Source organism: Streptomyces sp. JN8, assembly GCF_055808075.1.
This window is the reverse complement of sequence record NZ_CM147852.1, coordinates 3091805-3108691: the sequence shown is the minus strand read 5'-3', so window position 1 is coordinate 3108691 and position 16887 is coordinate 3091805. Positions and strand designations below refer to the sequence as shown.

The 16887-nt window shown below is 74.5% G+C and carries 13 protein-coding genes; 11 read left to right on the top strand and 2 right to left on the bottom strand.

What is annotated here, in order from left to right; genetic code table 11:
* Positions 1-5: 5 nt before the first annotated feature.
* From ACY0MR_RS13265 to moeZ, 11 genes are all read left to right on the top strand, one after another.
* Positions 6-1316 (top strand): DUF3152 domain-containing protein, encoded by a 1311-nt coding sequence (locus ACY0MR_RS13265; protein ID WP_473560852.1) that lies wholly within the window; start codon positions 6-8, stop codon positions 1314-1316.
* Positions 1317-1416: 100 nt separating this feature from the next.
* The gene (locus ACY0MR_RS13260) at positions 1417-1512 is read left to right on the top strand and encodes an Ms4533A family Cys-rich leader peptide (protein WP_388793252.1); all 96 of its coding nucleotides are present in this window, start codon (positions 1417-1419) and stop codon (positions 1510-1512) included.
* 232 nt (positions 1513-1744) lie between these two features.
* On the top strand, positions 1745-3475 hold the full coding sequence (locus ACY0MR_RS13255) for an ABC transporter substrate-binding protein (protein WP_473560850.1): 1731 nt from the start codon (positions 1745-1747) through the stop codon (positions 3473-3475).
* Positions 3472-4446 carry an ABC transporter permease gene (locus ACY0MR_RS13250; RefSeq protein ID WP_473560848.1) on the top strand — a complete coding sequence of 325 codons (975 nt, stop codon included), beginning with the start codon at positions 3472-3474 and terminating at the stop codon, positions 4444-4446. Before ACY0MR_RS13255 ends, ACY0MR_RS13250 begins: the two co-directional genes overlap by 4 nt.
* Entirely contained in the window at positions 4446-5435 is a 990-nt protein-coding gene (locus ACY0MR_RS13245; RefSeq protein ID WP_388793256.1) for an ABC transporter permease, read from the top strand. The genes ACY0MR_RS13250 and ACY0MR_RS13245 overlap by 1 nt, the downstream gene beginning before the upstream one ends.
* Positions 5432-7081 (top strand): dipeptide ABC transporter ATP-binding protein, encoded by a 1650-nt coding sequence (locus ACY0MR_RS13240; RefSeq protein ID WP_473560846.1) that lies wholly within the window; start codon positions 5432-5434, stop codon positions 7079-7081. The genes ACY0MR_RS13245 and ACY0MR_RS13240 overlap by 4 nt, the downstream gene beginning before the upstream one ends.
* Positions 7082-7271: 190 nt before the next feature.
* The gene (locus ACY0MR_RS13235; protein ID WP_473560844.1) at positions 7272-8975 is read left to right on the top strand and encodes a glycosyltransferase; all 1704 of its coding nucleotides are present in this window, start codon (positions 7272-7274) and stop codon (positions 8973-8975) included.
* Between the two features lie 13 nt (positions 8976-8988).
* Complete coding sequence (locus ACY0MR_RS13230; RefSeq protein ID WP_473560842.1) at positions 8989-10296, top strand: hypothetical protein; 1308 nt, start codon at positions 8989-8991, stop codon at positions 10294-10296.
* A gap of 225 nt (positions 10297-10521) precedes the next feature.
* Positions 10522-11493, top strand: coding sequence for an NAD-dependent epimerase/dehydratase family protein (locus tag ACY0MR_RS13225; protein WP_388793264.1), 972 nt, complete (start codon positions 10522-10524; stop codon positions 11491-11493).
* A complete protein-coding gene (locus tag ACY0MR_RS13220) occupies positions 11481-12224 on the top strand; it encodes a spherulation-specific family 4 protein (RefSeq protein WP_361852494.1) in 744 nt (247 codons plus the stop codon). Before ACY0MR_RS13225 ends, ACY0MR_RS13220 begins: the two co-directional genes overlap by 13 nt.
* Positions 12225-12287: 63 nt before the next feature.
* On the top strand, positions 12288-13466 hold the full coding sequence (gene moeZ, locus ACY0MR_RS13215; protein ID WP_361852497.1) for an adenylyltransferase/sulfurtransferase MoeZ: 1179 nt from the start codon (positions 12288-12290) through the stop codon (positions 13464-13466).
* 58 nt (positions 13467-13524) lie between these two features.
* Here moeZ and ACY0MR_RS13210 read toward each other — a convergent pair whose 3' ends face one another.
* On the bottom strand, positions 13525-15123 hold the full coding sequence (locus tag ACY0MR_RS13210) for an alpha/beta hydrolase (RefSeq protein ID WP_473560839.1): 1599 nt from the start codon (positions 15121-15123) through the stop codon (positions 13525-13527).
* Positions 15124-15203: 80 nt separating this feature from the next.
* Positions 15204-16775: an alpha/beta hydrolase gene (locus ACY0MR_RS13205; protein WP_473560837.1), complete on the bottom strand. Its 1572-nt coding sequence runs from the start codon at positions 16773-16775 to the stop codon at positions 15204-15206.
* Positions 16776-16887: the final 112 nt, after the last annotated feature.

Sequence of the window (16887 nt, the reverse complement as noted above, 5' to 3'; positions counted from 1 at the left end):
GGGGCGTGGGACGACACAGTCGCAAGGGCGCCGCGCCCTCGGTGGCCGACACCGGGCAGCAACCGGCGGTCGCGCGTGCCGCGGCCCCGGCCCCGCAGGCCGCCCGCCCACCGCAGGGCGGCACCGGACGCCGCCGCAGGCCCGCGGGCCAGGACCCGACGGGGACGCCCGCGCACGGCACGCCGATGTACGGGACCCCCGCGCACGGCACCCCCGTGTACGGCACGCCCGCGCACGGCACCCCCTCCTACGGCGGAGGGGTCCACGACACCGGCTCGCACGCGGCCCTCGGTACCCCCGCGCACGGCGTCCCCGTCTACGGGGGATCCGTCCGCGGCGGGCACCCGCAGCACGAGGAGGGCACCGCCCCCCGGCCGTACGCCCCGCGGACCGGCGCCCCCCGCCCCGCCGAGGCCGAAGAGGACGCCGCCAAGGCGCCGATCGTCCCGGGTCCCCGTCACGAGACCGGGACCGAGGCCGACGAGCAGGCCGCCCGGGGCGGCCTCGGCCGCACCCTCACCGGTGTCGCGGCCGCCGCCGTCGCCACCGTCCTCGCCGTCGTCGTCACCGGACAGGTCGCCGAGCAGGACGAGGCGCCGGGCACCGCCCACGCCGTCGAGCAGCCGGGCGAGCGGCCCTCGGACGACTCCGCGTCCCGCTCCGACCAGCGGGCCGTCCCGTCGAACGCGCCCTCCGCGGCCGCCAAGCCGCCGCCCACGTACGAGCAGCTCATCGCCCGCCAGTTCCCGATCGACCCGAAGCTCAAGGGGAACGGCACGTTCAAGGCCGTGCCCGGCTTCCAGAAGGCCCCCGGCAAGGGGAACCTGGTCCGCTACCGGATCGACGTCGAGGAGGGGCTCGGCCTCGACCAGAACCTCTTCGCCACGACGGTCTTCAAGACCCTCAACGACCGTCGCAGCTGGGCCGGCAAGGGCGAGATGACCTTCGAGCGCGTCTCCAGCGGAGAGCCCCAGTTCGTCATCACGCTGGCCAGTCCCGGCACCACCGGCGTCTGGTGCGCCAAGTCCGGACTCGACACCCTGGCCGAGAACGTGTCCTGCGACTCGGCCCAGACGGACCGGGTGATGATCAACGCGTACCGGTGGGCGCAGGGTTCGGAGACCTTCGGCCCCAAGGCGATGTTCGCCTACCGCCAGATGCTCATCAACCACGAGGTCGGGCACCGGCTCGGGCACGGCCATGTGAACTGCGGCACCGAGGGCGCCCTCGCCCCCGTGATGCAGCAGCAGACGAAGTCGCTGGACATCGGCGGAATCAAGTGCCGCCCCAACCCCTGGGTCTATCCCGGAAGTTGAGGCGGCCCCTCATCCTCCGGTGATCACATGCCGAGACGGGCGTCTCAGGAATGATCGCATCGCGTTGACATCGTTCGCGCGTTCGTTCATATTTCTCGGCATGTCGCCCCGTCACGTCGTCTCCGATCGCGCCGCCTTCGAGCTGGCGCTCATCGGCGTGGCCGGGCACTGCGTCGCCGACGTTCTCTGTAGCTGACACCCCCCCCGGGTCCGACGGCCCGGGCGGTACCCCCGGCCCGAGCGCCCCGTCAGCCGCCTCTCTCCCGCGATTCCGACGGTTTCCCGCGCCCGGGTCCCCCTTTCCCGCAGGCGCGGCTCCCCTCGTTGCATCTCCCTTGCCCGGCCATTCCTCCCGAATGCCGCCGCTCGCCGCTGACTGCGGGGAACTCCCTTCTCCCCGACCGCAGTTCTCCGAGAGGCTTTCTCCGATGCGTCACTCGTCCGTCGTCCCCCGCCGCGTGGCGGCGACCGCCGCCGGTCTCGTCCTGACCCTGGGCGTCACCGCCTGCACCGGACCCGAGGACACCGGCGCCGCGGGCGGCACCTCCGGCAAGGCCGCGAGCGCCCCGCAGAAGGGCGGCACCCTCACCGTCCTCAACTCCGAGGCCCAGACCGACTTCGACCCCGCCCGCCTCTACACCTCCGGCGGCGGCAACGTCCCCTCGCTCGTCTTCCGCACGCTCACCACCCGCAACCGCGAGGCGGGCGCCGCCGGCACCCAGGTCGTCCCCGACCTCGCCACCGACACCGGCCGCCCCAACAAGGACGCCACCGAGTGGACGTACACGCTGAAGGAGGGCCTGAAGTTCGAGGACGGCACGCCCATCACCAGCGCCGACGTCAAGTACGGCATCGAGCGCTCCTTCGCCGCCGAGCTCTCCGGCGGCGCCCCCTACCTGCGCGACTGGCTCGTCGGCGGGGACACGTACCAGGGCCCCTACAAGGACAAGAAGGGCCTCGCGTCCATCGTCACCCCCGACGCCCGCACCCTCGTCTTCAAGCTGAGGAAGCCCGAGGGCGAGTTCCCCTTCGTCGCCACCCAGACCCAGTTCACCCCGGTCCCGAAGGCCAAGGACACCGGCGCCACGTACGAGGAGCACCCCGTCTCCTCCGGCCCGTACAAGGTCGTCAGGAACGAGAACGACGGCGAGCGCCTCACCCTGGAGCGCAACGAGCACTGGGACCCCGCCACCGACCAGGAGCGCAAGGCCTACCCGGACAGGATCGACGTCCGGTCCGGTCTCGACGAGGCCGTCATCAACCAGCGCCTCGCCACCTCCTCCGGCCCCGACGCCTCCGCGATCACCACCGACACCAACCTCGGCCCGGCCGAGCTCGCCCAGGTGGGCTCCGACAAGGCCCTCGCCGCCCGCGTCGGCACCGGCCACTTCGGCTTCACCAACTACATCGCCTTCAACCCCAAGGTGAAGCCCTTCGACAACCCCAAGGTCCGCCAGGCGATCTCGTACGCGATCAACCGCACCAGCGTCGTCAACGCGGCCGGCGGCTCCGCGCTCGCCGAGCCCGCCACCACCTTCCTGCCCGAGCAGAAGGCCTTCGGCCACACGCCGTACGACCACTTCCCGGCCGGGAAGACCGGCGACCCGGCGAAGGCCAGGCAGCTCCTGAAGGAGGCCGGCCACCCCGACGGGCTCACCGTCACCCTGCTGCACTCCACCGCCCAGAACCGCACCACGAGCCCCGAGATCGCCACCGCCGTCCAGGAGGCCCTCGGCAAGGCCGGCATCACGGTCGAGCTCGACGGCCAGGAGCCCAACTCCTTCAACGAGAAGCGCTGGAGCGTCAAGGACGCCCCCGGCTTCTTCCTCTCCCGCTGGGGCGCCGACTGGCCCGCCGGCGGACCCTTCCTCGCGCCGATCTTCGACGGACGGCAGATCGTCGCCAACGGCTCCAACTACAACCACGCCCAGCTGAACGACCCGGCGGTCAACCGGGAGATCGACGAGATCAACAAGCTGACCGACCTCAAGGCCGCCGCCGCCCGCTGGGGCGCGCTCGACAAGAAGATCGGCGAGCAGGCGCTCGACGTGCCGCTCTTCCACCCCGTCTACAAGCGGCTGGTCGGCAAGAACGTCAAGAACGTCGTCATCAGCGACTGGACCGGCGTCCTCGACGTCTCGCAGGTCGCGGTCAAGTGACCGCTCCGACCGACACGACGGCGCCCGCGGCGGGCCTCCCCGCCGCGGGCGCCGCCCGGCAGGTGTGGCGACGGCTCCGCACCCGCCCCGCCGCCCTCGTCTCCGCGGCCGTCCTCCTCCTGCTCGTCGTCCTCGCCGTCGGCGCGCCGCTGTTCGCCGCCCTGGAGGGCCAGGACCCCCACACGTACCACGACGACCTCGTCGACTCGGCCCGCGGCGGCGTCCCGTTCGGGGCCCTCGGCGGGGCGAGCGCCGACCACTGGCTCGGCGTCGAGCCCGGCACCGGCCGCGACCTCTTCGTCCGCCTCCTGTACGGAGCCCGGATCTCGCTGCTCGTCGCCGTCGGCGCGACCGTCGTCCAGGTCCTCGTCGGCGTCCTCGTCGGTCTCGCCGCCGGGCTCGGCGGCCGCTGGGCCGACGGCGTCCTCGGCCGGCTCACCGACGTCCTCGTCGCCCTCCCGATGCTCGTCCTCGCCGTCGCCCTGACCGCCGTCGTGCCACGCGGCTTCCCCCGGCCCCTGCTGCTGGTCCTCGTCATCGGCCTCCTCGGCTGGGCCGGGACCTCGCGGATCGTCCGCGCCCAGACCCTCACCCTGCGCAGCCTCGACTTCGTCGCCGCCTCGCGGCTCGCCGGCTCCGGACCGTGGCGGACCGCCCGCCGCGAACTCCTGCCCTCCCTCGCCGCCCCCGTCATCACCTACGCGGCGATCCTCGTCCCCACCAACATCGTCGTCGAGGCCTCCCTGTCCTTCCTCGGCGTGGGCGTCACCCCGCCCACCCCGTCCTGGGGGCAGATGCTGTCGACCGCCCAGACCTGGTTCCGCGCCGACCCGGCGTACGTCCTGCTGCCCGCGGGACTGCTCTTCGTCACCGTGCTCGCCTTCACCGTCCTCGGCGACGCCGTGCGCACGGCCCTCGACCCCCGCGAGGCCGCCCGGCTGCGGGTCGGCACCCGCAAGGAGACCTCCTGATGACCCGCTTCGTCCTCAAGCGGCTCGCGGGTGCCGCGCTCGTCCTGCTGGCGCTGTCGGTCCTCGTCTACGCGCTGTTCTACCTGGCGCCCGGCGACCCCGCGCGGCTCGCCTGCGGCGAACGCTGCAACCCGCAGCAGATCGCCCAGGTCCGCGAGCAACTCGGCCTGGACGACAGCATGCCCGTCCAGTACCTGCACTTCCTCCAGGGCGTCCTCACCGGCCGCGACTACTCCACCGGCACCTCCGTCGTGCACTGCGACGCGCCCTGCCTCGGCCTCTCCTACCAGAGCGACCAGCAGGTCACCGCACTCGTCCTGGAGCGGCTCCCCGCCACCGCGTCCCTCACCCTCGGCGCCATGGCCGTCTGGCTCGTCATCGGCGTCGGCACCGGACTGCTCTCCGCGCTGCGCCGGGGCGGCACCACCGAGCGTCTGCTGACCCTGCTCACCCTCGCCGGGACCGGCACCCCCGTCTTCATCCTCGGCCTGCTCCTCCTCATGGCCGTCTGCGCCTACCTCCAGTGGCTGCCCTTCCCCAGCTACGTGCCGCTCGGCGAGGACCCCGAGCAGTGGGCCTGGAACATGCTGCTGCCCTGGCTCACCCTCGGCCTCTTCGAATCCGCCAAGTACGCCCGGCTCACCCGGAGCGCCACACTGGAGACGCTCGCCGAGGACCACATCCGCACCTTCCGCGCCTACGGGGTCGCGGAGCGGTCCGTCGTCACCCGCCACGCGCTGCGCGGCGCCGTCCCGCCCGTCGTCGCGGTCAGCGCCGTCGACCTCGGCTCCATGTTCGGCGGGGCGGTGCTCACCGAGTCCCTCTTCGGCATCCCCGGACTCGGCAAGACCCTCATCGACGGGGTGCGCGCGATCGACCTGCCCGTGGTGGTGGGCGTGGTCATGGTGACGGGCACGTTCGTCGTCCTCGCCAACGTCCTCGCGGACCTGCTCTACGCGGCCGCCGACCGAAGGGTGGTCCTCACATGACCCCGCCGCTCGTCGAAGTGCAGGACCTCACGGTCGAGTTCGCACGGAACGGCGCCCCCGTCCGAGCCGTCGACGGGCTCTCCCTCACCCTCGGCGAAGGGCGCGCCCTCGCCCTCGTCGGCGAGTCCGGCAGCGGCAAGTCCACGGTCGCCGGAGCCCTCCTCGGTCTCCACCGCGGGACCGGGGCACGGGTCGGGGGGACCGTGCGGGTCGGCGGCATCGACGTGGCCACGGCGGGGCCGGGCGAACTGCGGCGGCTGCGCGGCGGAGTCGCCGCCATGGTCTTCCAGGACCCGCTGTCCGCCCTCGACCCCTACTACGCCGTCGGCGACCAGATCGCCGAGGTGTACCGCGTCCACGCCGGCGGCACGCGCCGGGCCGCCCGCGCCCGCGCCGTCCAGGTCCTCGACCGGGTCGGCATCCCCGACGCGGCCCGCCGCTCCCGGTCCCGCCCGCACGAGTTCAGCGGCGGCATGCGTCAGCGGGCCCTGCTCGCGACGGCCCTCGCCTGCGAGCCCCGCCTCCTCGTCGCCGACGAACCGACCACCGCCCTCGACGTCACCGTGCAGGCCCAGATCCTCGACCTGCTGCACGAACTGCGGCGCGAGACGGGAACGGCGCTGCTGCTCGTCACCCACGACGTGGGCGTCGCCGCCGAGAGCGTCGACGAGGTGCTCGTCATGCGGGACGGCCGCGAGGTCGAACGCGGCCCCGTGGGACGGGTGCTGGGCGCCCCGGCGGAGCCGTACACCCGGAGGCTGCTCGCGGCGGTGCCTCGGCTGGACGGGCCCGTGCGGGAGCCCGCCTCGACGCGGGGACGGCCGCTCCTCGACGTGCAGGACCTGCGGAAGGTGTTCGGGCGGGGGCCCCGGGCGGTGACCGCCGTGGAGGGCGCCTCGCTCACCCTCCACGCGGGCGAGACCCTCGGCGTCGTCGGGGAGTCCGGCAGCGGCAAGACCACCCTCGGACGCATGCTGGTGCGGCTCCTCGACCCCACCGCCGGCCGGCTCCGCTACGACGGGACGGACATCGGCGCCCTGTCCGAGCGGGAACTGCGCCCCTACCGCCGCGAGCTCCAGATGGTCTTCCAGGACCCGGTCGCCTCCCTCAACCCGCGCCGCTCCGTCGGCGAGTCGATCGCCGACCCGCTGCGGGTGGCGGGGGAGCGGGACGAGACCCGGATCCGGGGCCGCGTCCGGGAACTGCTCGACCGGGTGGGGCTCGACCCCGACCGGTACGAGGCCTACCCGCACGAGTTCAGCGGCGGCCAGCGCCAGCGCGTCGGCATCGCCCGCGCCCTCGCCGCCGAACCCCGGATCGTCGTCTGCGACGAACCGGTCTCCGCCCTCGACGTCACCACCCAGGCCCAGGTGACCGCCCTGCTCGCCGAACTCCAGGCGGAGCTCGGCCTGGGGCTGGTCTTCATCGCCCACGACCTCGCCGTCGTCCGCCAAGTCAGCGACCGGGTCGCCGTCATGCGGGCGGGCCGGATCGTCGAACAGGGCACGGTCGCCGAGGTGTACGGCGCACCCCGGGACCCGTACACCCGGGAACTGCTCGCCGCCGTCCCCTCGCTCGACCCGGCGCGCGCCGCGGACGCCCGCGAACGGCGCCGCGCGGGACGGCGGGAAATGGCCGCCGCCTGACCCTCCGTGACCGTTCTGACGCCTAGCGCGACAGAACGCTACCGGGGAGGGAAAGTTACGTGCATTCACCCCTTCCGGTGGTGCGACGGACAACCGTCCGTCGCACCCCCGGTGTCTCCGCTTACGTTCTTCCCGCTGCCAGTCGCCGGACCAACGGTGGCCGTCGTCAAGGGAGATCGGGGGTGCACGCGTGCGGATCGGACTGCTCACGGAGGGTGGCTACCCGTACGCCGCCGGTGAGTCCGGACTCTGGTGCGAGCGGCTCGTACGCGGACTCGGACAGCACCAGTTCGACCTCTACGCCCTCGGCGGGACCGGCACCGCCCGGCCGCTCCCCCCGAACGCCCGCGTCGCACGCACCGCCCCGCCGAGCGGCCCCGACACGGGGTCGGCGTCCGGCGGCCCCCGCGAACGCGCCGCCCTGAGCGGGCCCCGCGCCGCCCGCCGCGCCTACGGACGGCGCGAACGGCGCCGCTTCACCGAGGCCTACCACCAGCTGGCGCTGGGCGTCTGCGCCGACGCCGCCGAGACCGGTCGGGGCCCGGCAGGCGGGACCGCGCCCGGACCGGACGGAACCCCGCCCGGCACCGCCTTCGCCGAGGGCCTCTACGCACTCGCCGAACTCGCCCGCGAACGTGGCGGCCTCTCCGGCGCGCTCCGCTCCGACGACGCCGTCCGCGCCCTCGAAGCCGCCTGCCGGGCACCCGGCGCCCGCCGCGGCGCCGCCGCCGCGGGACTCCCCGACCACCTCGCCTTCGCCGAACACCTCGCACGCACCCTGCGCCCCCTCTCCCTCGACTGGTACCAGGAGGACGCGCTCGGCGCGGCCGACCTCTGCCATGCCGCCGCCGGCGGCACCACCGCCCTCCCCGGCCTGCTGGCCAAACGCTTCTTCGGCACCCCGCTGCTCGTCACCGAGTACGGCGTCCAGCTCCGCTCCCACTACCTGTCGCCCGCCGGCGCCGACCGCACCGCGCCCCTGCGCACCCTGCTCGCCGCCCTCCACGGCAGGCTCGCCGCCGAGGTCTACGGCCAGGCCGCCCTCCTCACCCCCGGCAACGCCCACACCCGCCGCTGGCAGGAGAGATGCGGCGCCGACCGCGCCCGGATCCGCACCGTCCACCCCGGCATGGCGGCCGACCGTTTCGCCGAGGTCGGCGAGGACGAGGAGAGCGGCGACCCCGCCACCCTCGTCTGGGTCGGCCGGGTCGAACCCGTCAAGGACCTCATCGCCCTCCTGCACGCCTTCGCCGAGATCCGGGCGCGGCAGCCCGACGCCCGGCTGAGGATCGTCGCCGTACCCGCCCGCGACCCGGGCTCCGGCGCCTACCTCGCCCACATCAGGGCACTCGCCGCCCAGCTCTTCCCCGACGAGGCGGCCGGCGCGCACGCCGTCGGCGAGAACCCCGTCGCCTTCGAGGAACTCGGCGGCCCCGAGGCGCCCACCCTGGAGGACACCTACGCCTCCGGCGCGGTCGTCGTGCTGTCCAGCGTCGTCGAGGGCTTCCCCGCGAGCCTCGTCGAGGCCATGTTCTGCGGCCGGGCCACGGTCTCGACCGACGTCGGCGCCGTCGTCGAGATCATCGGCGGCACCGGCCTCGTCGTCCCGCCGCGCAACCCCCGGGCACTCGCCGACGCCTGCCTCGCGCTGCTCCGCGAACCCGAGCGCCGCCACCGGCTCGGCGCCGCCGCCCGCGCCCGCGCCCTCGAACTCTTCACCGTCGAACAGAACCTCGCCGCGTTCCGCGGCATCTACCTCGAACTCCTCTCCCACGCGCCGGTGCGCCACCGCCCCGGGGACGGCGTGCTCTTCGCCCATCCCGCGGAGGCACACGTACCGGGCAGCTGGGCGCACAAGGGCGTGGCCGCCGGGACGGGAGCCCCCGATGCCTGAAGGAGACACCCCCATGCGCGGCTCCGCCGCCCCGACGAGCCCCGGAGCCTGGGACGCCCGCTCCGAAGCCCTCCTCGGAACCCCCGCACTCACCCCCCGGCCCGGTGGCGTCCTCGACGCGCCCGCCCCCGAGGAGACCGTGGAGGGACCGCCGTCCGGGATAGCCCCGGAGGAGACGACCGACGCCGCGCCCGCCGCCGATGCCCCCGGCCCGGCCGGATCCGCCGCGCCGCCCGCCGCGGCGGGCGACCCGCCGGTCACCCCGGCCGCGCACCCGGCCGCCCGCCCCCGGCGCGGCACCGCCGACCCCGTCAAGGTCCTCATGCACCGGCACCGGGAGCTCTGCGCCCGCGCCGTCGACCCGCTGGAGATCGCCGCCGGACTGGAGGCCCAGGGCTTCACCGACCGGACCGCCGCCCGCTTCCGGCACCGCGACGTGTTCTCGCTGGCCGAGGAGCTCTACGCGCGCGTGCCCCGGGACGGTGAGCCCGCCGCACCCTCCGCAGCCCCGCGCGCGGACACCGACGGCCGGCTGCTCCCCGCCCTCGCCCCCGGCGCGGCCGCCGCGCTCACCGGCATCGGACTCGCCACCACCCACGGCCCGCTGCGCCTCGCCGTCGGCGCCACCGGCGCCCTGCTGCTCACCGCCGCACTCCTCCTCGCCGTCCGGCGCGGACCGCTCCGCGCCCCCGACGGCGGCGGCGTGCCCGCCGCGGGGCTCTGGACCGGCTGGCTCGCGGCCTACGCGGTCTGCGGCGACGGACTCCTCACCCAGGTGCTCAGCGGCGGCCCCGACGGCCCCTGGGACCTGACCCCCGGACCCGTCCTCGCCCTCGCCGTCGCCGTCGCGCCCGCCGCCTGGTCCGCCCGGCTCTTCGCCGCCCGGGCCCGCCGCCGCATCGGCGACAGCCGGGGCCTCGCCGACTTCGCCGCCGGGATCCGCCCGCTGCTCCTCGGCACCGTCGCCCTCCCGCTCCTCGCCCTCACCCTGCTCCTGGCGCTCACCGGGTTCAGCTCCGGGGCCCTCGCCCTCGGCGCGCTCCTGCTGCTCGCCCGACTCCTCACCGTCCACGGCTTCCCCGAGAAGGCCTCGGCCGCCCTCGCCGCCGCCGGTGCCGCCGAGGCGCTCGCCCTCACGAGCGTCCTCGCCGCCCGCGTCCCCGTCCCCGGCTTCGACGCGCTCGCCGCCCCCGTGCGGGCCGCCGTCGACACCTGGGGCCCCGGGGTCGTCCCCACCCTCGTCTGCGGCGCCGCCGCGCTCGGCCTGCTGGCCCACGCGACCGGCTCCCTCTCCCGGGCCTCGGCCCACGCCACCCCGTGAGGACCCCGCGAGAACCGCCGTGAGAACCCACCGCACCCCGGGGCGGAGGCCGGGCGACCCCAGCAACCGCCACCCCGCCGAGCCTCCCTCCGAGAAACCCCGTCGCACCCGCGGAGCCGACGCCGCGGGCGCGTCCCGTCACCCCTCTCATCACCCCGCAAGGAGACCGAAGACCATGATCCCGCAAGCCCAAGCAACGGCCGGTCGGCACGAAGGGGCCGCACGATGAGGGTGCTACTGCTCGGAGCCAACGGCTTCATCGGCCGCTTCGTCGCCGACCGGCTCCTCGCCGACCCGGCGGTCCACCTCACCGCCCTCGGCCGGGGCGACGACGCCGACGTGCGCTTCGACCTGGCCTCCGGCAGCCCGGGCGCGCTGACCCGGTTCCTCGACGCCGTCCACCCCGGGGTCGTCGTCAACTGCGCCGGAGCCACCCGGGGCGGGGCCCGCGACCTCACCCGGCACAACACCGTCGCCGTCGCCACCGTCTGCGAGGCCCTCCGCCGCAGCGGCTGCGGAGCCCGCCTCGTCCAGGTCGGCTGCGCCTCGGAGTACGGGCCCAGCCAGCCCGGCTCCTCCACCGCCGAGGACGCCGTGCCCCGCCCCGGAGGCCCGTACGGCGTGTCGAAGCTCGCCGCGACCGAACTCGTGCTCGGCTCCGGCCTCGACGCCGTCGTCCTCCGCGTCTTCTCACCGGTCGGCCCCGGCACCCCCGCCGGCTCCCCGCTCGGCCGGCTCGCCGAGGCCATGCGCCGGGCCATGCAGGCCGGCGACGGCGAGCTCAAGCTCAGCGGCCTCGGCGTGCAGCGGGACTTCGTCGACGTCCGGGACGTGGCGCGGGCCGTGCACGCCGCCTCGCTCTCCGCCGCCCAGGGCGTCGTCAACATCGGCACCGGCCGCGCGGTCCGCCTCCGGGACGCCGCCGCCGTCCTCGCCCGGGTCGCCGGGTACGCCGGCAACCTGAACGAACTGGACGCCCCGCACGGCATGCCGCAGCGCCCGATGATCGGCGCCCCCCGCACCGAGGGGACCATCGCCGACCAGCTGGCCGCCACGCCCTACCCGTACCCCGACGGCTGCGGCCCCTGGCAGCAGGCCGACGTGCGGACCGCCCGCGACCGGCTCGGCTGGCGGCCCCGGATCAACCTGGAGGAGTCGCTCGCCGACATCTGGATGGAGGCGGCGTGTCGCATCTGACGGCGACCACCGGGGCCGTGAAGGAGGCCCTCGGGGTGGGCGTGCCCGGCTACGCCCACCCGCTCCTCGCCCCGGTCGAATGGGGCGAACTGACCCGCCCCGGCACCCCGGTGCACTGGGCCGTGCTCAACGTCGCGGACGGTCCGGGCAGCCGCCCGGACCCGCACTGCCTGGAGGCGGCGGGCCGCCTCCGCAACGCCGGCGTCCGGGTCCTCGGACACCTGGACGCCGCCCACGGCTCCCGTCCGTTCGGCGAGCTGGTCTCGGACGCGCACCGCTTCGTCGACTGGTACAAGGTGGACGGCTACTACCTGGACCGCTGTCCGGCGGACCGGGCGGACCTGGCCGGCGTGCGCCGGGTCACCGCGACCCTGGAGGCGATCCTCGGCGGCGAGGCCCACCTGGTCCTCGGCCTCGGCACCCACCCCCACCCCGGCTACGCCGAGGCCGCCGACCAGCTGGTGACCTTCTCGGGTGCCTGGGCGGACTACCGCTGGTCGCAGGTGGCGGAGTGGACGGCCGAGTACACGGAGGCGAAGTTCGTCCACCTGGTGCACGGCGTGCCCCGCACCCACCTGGAGGAGGCCCTGCGGATCGCCCGCTGGCAGGGGGCCGGGACGATCTTCTTCACCGACCGCCCGGGGGGCCCGGGACAAAGCACGCCATTCCACTCGCTGCCCGGCTACTGGGACGAAATCGTCTCGCGGATCGGACCGGGTGTCTCGGAATGAGAAGAGGCGTGGCAGTGTTACGGGGAGAACAACCGTACTGACATACCGACAACCGGAGTCCCCGTGTCGCTGCCACCCCTGGTCGAGCCGGCTGCCGAGCTCACCGTAGACGAGGTCCGCAGGTACTCCCGCCACCTGATCATCCCGGACGTCGGGATGGACGGGCAGAAGCGGCTGAAGAACGCCAAGGTGCTGTGCGTCGGCGCCGGCGGTCTCGGCTCGCCGGCGCTGATGTACCTGGCCGCCGCCGGCGTGGGCACGCTCGGCATCGTGGAGTTCGACGAGGTCGACGAGTCGAACCTCCAGCGCCAGATCATCCACAGCCAGGCCGACATCGGTCGTTCCAAGGCCGCGTCGGCGCGCGACAGCGTGCTCGGCATCAACCCGTACGTGAACGTGATCCTCCACGAAGAGCGGCTCGAGGCCGAGAACGTGATGGACATCTTCAGCCAGTACGACCTGATCGTCGACGGCACCGACAACTTCGCCACCCGCTACCTGGTGAACGACGCCTGCGTGCTGCTGAACAAGCCGTACGTCTGGGGTTCGATCTACCGCTTCGACGGCCAGGCGTCCGTGTTCTGGTCCGAGTACGGCCCCTGCTACCGATGCCTCTACCCGGAGCCCCCGCCGCCGGGCATGGTCCCGTCCTGCGCCGAGGGCGGCGTCCTGGGCGTGCTGTGCGCGTCCATCGGCTCCATCCAGGTCACCGAGGCCATCAAGGTCCTGGCCGGCGTGGGCGACCCGCTGGTCGGCCGCCTGATGATCTACGACGCCCTGGAGATGCAGTACCGCCAGGTGAAGGTCCGCAAGGACCCGAACTGCGCGGTCTGCGGCGAGAACCCGACCGTCACCGAGCTCATCGACTACGAGGCCTTCTGCGGCGTCGTGTCCGAGGAGGCCCAGGAGGCGGCCCTCGGCTCCACGATCACTCCGAAGCAGCTCAAGGAGTGGATCGACGACGGCGAGAACATCGACATCATCGACGTCCGCGAGCCGAACGAGTACGAGATCGTCTCGATCCCGGGCGCGCGCCTGATCCCGAAGAACGAGTTCCTGATGGGCACCGCCCTCCAGGACCTCCCGCAGGACAAGCGGATCGTCCTGCACTGCAAGACGGGTGTCCGCAGTGCGGAGGTCCTCGCGGTGCTGAAGTCCGCGGGCTTCTCCGACGCCGTGCACGTCGGCGGCGGCGTGATCGGCTGGGTCCACCAGATCGAGCCCGAGAAGCCGGTCTACTAGTCGGCCGCGGCAAGGGCCCGGATCCCGTCGGGGATCCGGGCCCTTCCCGTGCTCCGGGTCATGCCCCGCTGCGCGCCGTCCCGCCGGAGCAGGTCGTGCCGTACGCGGGGACCTTCCCGTCCAGCAGGTACCGGTCGATCGTCGAGGTCGCGCAGGACGAGGTGCCGTACGCTCCGTGGCCCTCGCCCTCGTTGGTGACGAGGACCCCGACGCCGTCGCCGAGCTCCTTCGCCATCCTCTCCGCGCCCTCGTACGGGGTCGCCGGGTCTCCCGTCGTGCCGACCACGAGCACCGGGGCGGAGCCCGGAGCACCGGCCTCCGGGGTCGCCCGCTCGCCCTCCACCGGCCACTCGGCGCACCAGCCGGCCGTGTCCCAGGCGAGGAACGCGCCGAACACGGGGGAGAGGCGCCGGAATTCGGGGAGCAGGGCCTTCGCCTCCGCCGCGGTCGGCCGGGAGCTGGAGTCGGCGCAGGAGATCGCCCGCTGCGCGTGGGACTGGGTGGCGTAGTGGCCGTCCGCGTCCCGGTCGTTGTAGTAGTCGGCGAGTTCGAGCAGGGAGCCGCCGCGTCCCTGCTCGGCGTCCGCGAGGGCCGACGTCAGCAGGGGCCAGTTGGACTGCCCGTAGAGCGTCACCGCGATGCCGGTGAGCGCGAGTCCCTCGGTGAGCTTCCGGTCGCCGACCTTCAGCGGCGCGCGGTCGAGCCTGCGCAGCAGCCGCGCGATCCGCTCGGTCCCCTCCCCGGCGTCCTGGCCGGTGCTCTTCAGGTAGTTGCCCAGCGCCCGCTGGAAGCCGATCGTCTGGTGGCGGGCGTGGCCGACGGCGTCGGCGGTCGGGTCGACGACCGCGTCGAGGACCAGCCGGCCCACGTTCCGCGGGTAGAGGTGCGCGTACGTGCCGCCGAGCTGCGTGCCGTACGAGATGCCGAAGTAGTGCAGCTTCTCGTCCCCGAGGACCTGCCGGACCAGGTCCAGGTCCCGGGCGGTCGCGGTGGTCGTGGTGTGCGGGATGACCGTGCCGGAGCGGCGGGCGCAGCCGGCGCCGAAGGCGGCGTTGTCGGCGAGGAACGCGGCCTCCTCGGCGGCCGAGTCCGGGGTGAGGTCGACGGAGGCCTCGGCGGCGGCCTGCTCGGCGTCGGTGCGGCAGACCACGCCGGAGCTGCGGCCGACCCCGCGCGGGTCGAAGCCGACCAGGTCGTAGCGCTCGGCGAGCTTCGCGTAGTCCTCCTCCAGCCGCGGCAGGATGTCGACGCCGGAGGCGCCGGGACCGCCGAAGTTGAAGAGCAGCGAGCCGATGCGCGCGTCCTCCCGGTCGGCCTTCCGGCGGATCAGGGCGACCGGGATCGTGGGGCCCTCGGGCTTCGCGTGGTCGAGCGGCACCTTCACGGTGGCGCACCGCCACCGGGCGCCGGGCTTCTCCCCGCCGGTGCCGGGAGCCGGGCAGGAGGTCCAGTCCGGGCGCTGGCCGGTGAGGGAGGCGGGGAGCGGGGGGACGACGGTGGCGGAGGGCGTGGGGCCGGTGGCCGAGGGCCCGCCGCCGGGCGCGGTGGTCCGCGCCTCCGGTGCGGCGGGCCGCGCGGCCGGTGGACCGCCGCCCGTGCAGCCCGTGACCAGCAGCCCGGTGACGGCCAGCGCCGCCACCCGTATGCGTATGGACATGTGTTCCCCCCATGAGCCGGCAAGGCGGCCATCCTAGGGGGGCCGGCCGGCCGGGTTCCCGGAGGGCGGGAGCCCGGGCGCTACTTGCAGACGGTGCCGGAGGCGGGGACCCTGCCGTCCAGGAGGTAGCCGTCGACCGCCTTCTTCACGCACGCGTTGCCGCTGTTGTAGGCGCCGTGGCCCTCGCCCTCGTACGTCAGCTCCACCCCGACGCCGTCGCCGAGCGCCTTCACCATCGAGCGGGCGCCCTCGTACGGCGTGGCCGGGTCGCCGGTGTTGCCGACGACCAGGATCGGGGCCGCCCCCGGCGCGGAGACGTCCGGGTGCTCCCAGCTTCCGGGGACCGGCCACTGCGAGCAGCTGGAGAGTCCCCAGCCCATGAAGTCGCCGAAGACGGGGGAGGCCTCGCGGAACTGGCCGAGCCGCTCCTTCGCCTGGCCGAGGGTGTACCGCTGCTTGAAGTCGACGCAGTTGATGGCGGCGTTGGCTGCCTGGATGTTGCTGTAGGAGCCGTTCTGGCCGCGCCCGTTCATCGAGTCGGACAGGGTGAGGAGCAGCGCCCCGTCGCCCCCCTCCGCGTCGGAGAGGCCCTGCTCCAGATAGGTCCAGAACTCCTTGGAGTAGAGGGCTTGCGCGATGCCGTTGGTGGCCTGCGTCTGGGTCAGCTTGCGGTCGCCGATGCCCGCGATCGGCTCCTTGTCGAGGGAGGCGAGGAGGTCCGTCACGAAGGTCTCGATCTCGGCGACGGTGGAGCCGGGCAGGGTGCACTCCGCGCCGCGGTCCACGCAGTCCTGGGCGAAGTTGTCCAGGGCGAGCTGGAAGCCCCTCGCCTGGCCGAGCGCGCCCTCCTCGACGCCCGCCTCCGGGTCGACGACGGCGTCGAAGAGGGCCCGTCCGACGTTCTTCGGGAAGAGGTGGGCGTACACGCCGCCGAGTTCGGTGCCGTACGAGATGCCGAAGTAGTGGAGCTTGTCGTCGCCGAGGACCTGGCGCATCAGGTCCATGTCCCGGGCCGCGTTCTCGGTGCCGACGTACGGCAGGGCGGGCCCCGCGTCCCGCTCGCAACCGGCCGCGTACTTCTTCTGCGCCTCGGAGAGCGTCCGTTCCTCGGCCTCGTCGTCGGGCGTGAAGTCGAGGGCGTAGTAGGCGTCCAGCTCCTTGTCGGTGAGGCATTCGACCGGGTCGCTGCGGCCCACGCCGCGCGGGTCGAAGGAGACGAGGTCGTAGCGGCCGCGCAGGGTCTCGTAGTCGGTGGCGAAGCCGGGCAGCGCGGTGACGCCGGAGCCGCCCGGCCCGCCGAAGTTGAAGACGAGCGAACCGATCCGCCGCTCCTGGTCGCGGGCCCGGGCCCGGATCAGCGCGAGCTCGATGGTCTCGCCGTCCGGCACCGACCAGTCGAGCGGGGTCTGGAGGAAGGAGCACTCCCAGGCGGCGCCGCCCGGCAGCGGGGAGGGGGCCGGTCCGCCGCCCTCGGCCGCGGACGGCGCCGGGCAGGGGGACCAGGACAGCTTCTGCGAGGTCAGCGCCGAGATCCCGGCCGTGCCGCTCGGCTTCGTCGCGTCCGCCTCGTCGCCCCCGTCCGAGCACCCGGCGGCGAGCAGCACGGTGGTGGCGGTCAGCAGAGCGGCGCGCTGGGCGGCGGAGATCGGCATAGGCCCATGGTGGGGGGCCGCCCCCGCCGCCGCGCGGGACGGGGGTCCATGCGGGTGGCGGGGGCCGGGACCCGGAGCCCCGGGCTTCGCCGGGGGTGTCCTGCCGGTCGGG

Bases quoted from the DNA above. Each gene is read 5' to 3' on its own strand.
- ACY0MR_RS13260 (WP_388793252.1), top strand. From the start codon at position 1,417: ATGTCGCCCCGTCACGTCGTCTCCGATCGCGCCGCCTTCGAGCTGGCG.
- ACY0MR_RS13255 (WP_473560850.1), top strand. From the start codon at position 1,745: ATGCGTCACTCGTCCGTCGTCCCCCGCCGCGTGGCGGCGACCGCCGCC.
- ACY0MR_RS13245 (WP_388793256.1), top strand. From the start codon at position 4,446: ATGACCCGCTTCGTCCTCAAGCGGCTCGCGGGTGCCGCGCTCGTCCTG.
- ACY0MR_RS13240 (WP_473560846.1), top strand. From the start codon at position 5,432: ATGACCCCGCCGCTCGTCGAAGTGCAGGACCTCACGGTCGAGTTCGCA.
- ACY0MR_RS13230 (WP_473560842.1), top strand. From the start codon at position 8,989: ATGCGCGGCTCCGCCGCCCCGACGAGCCCCGGAGCCTGGGACGCCCGC.
- ACY0MR_RS13225 (WP_388793264.1), top strand. From the start codon at position 10,522: ATGAGGGTGCTACTGCTCGGAGCCAACGGCTTCATCGGCCGCTTCGTC.
- ACY0MR_RS13210 (WP_473560839.1), bottom strand. From the start codon at position 15,123: ATGTCCATACGCATACGGGTGGCGGCGCTGGCCGTCACCGGGCTGCTG.
- ACY0MR_RS13205 (WP_473560837.1), bottom strand. From the start codon at position 16,775: ATGCCGATCTCCGCCGCCCAGCGCGCCGCTCTGCTGACCGCCACCACC.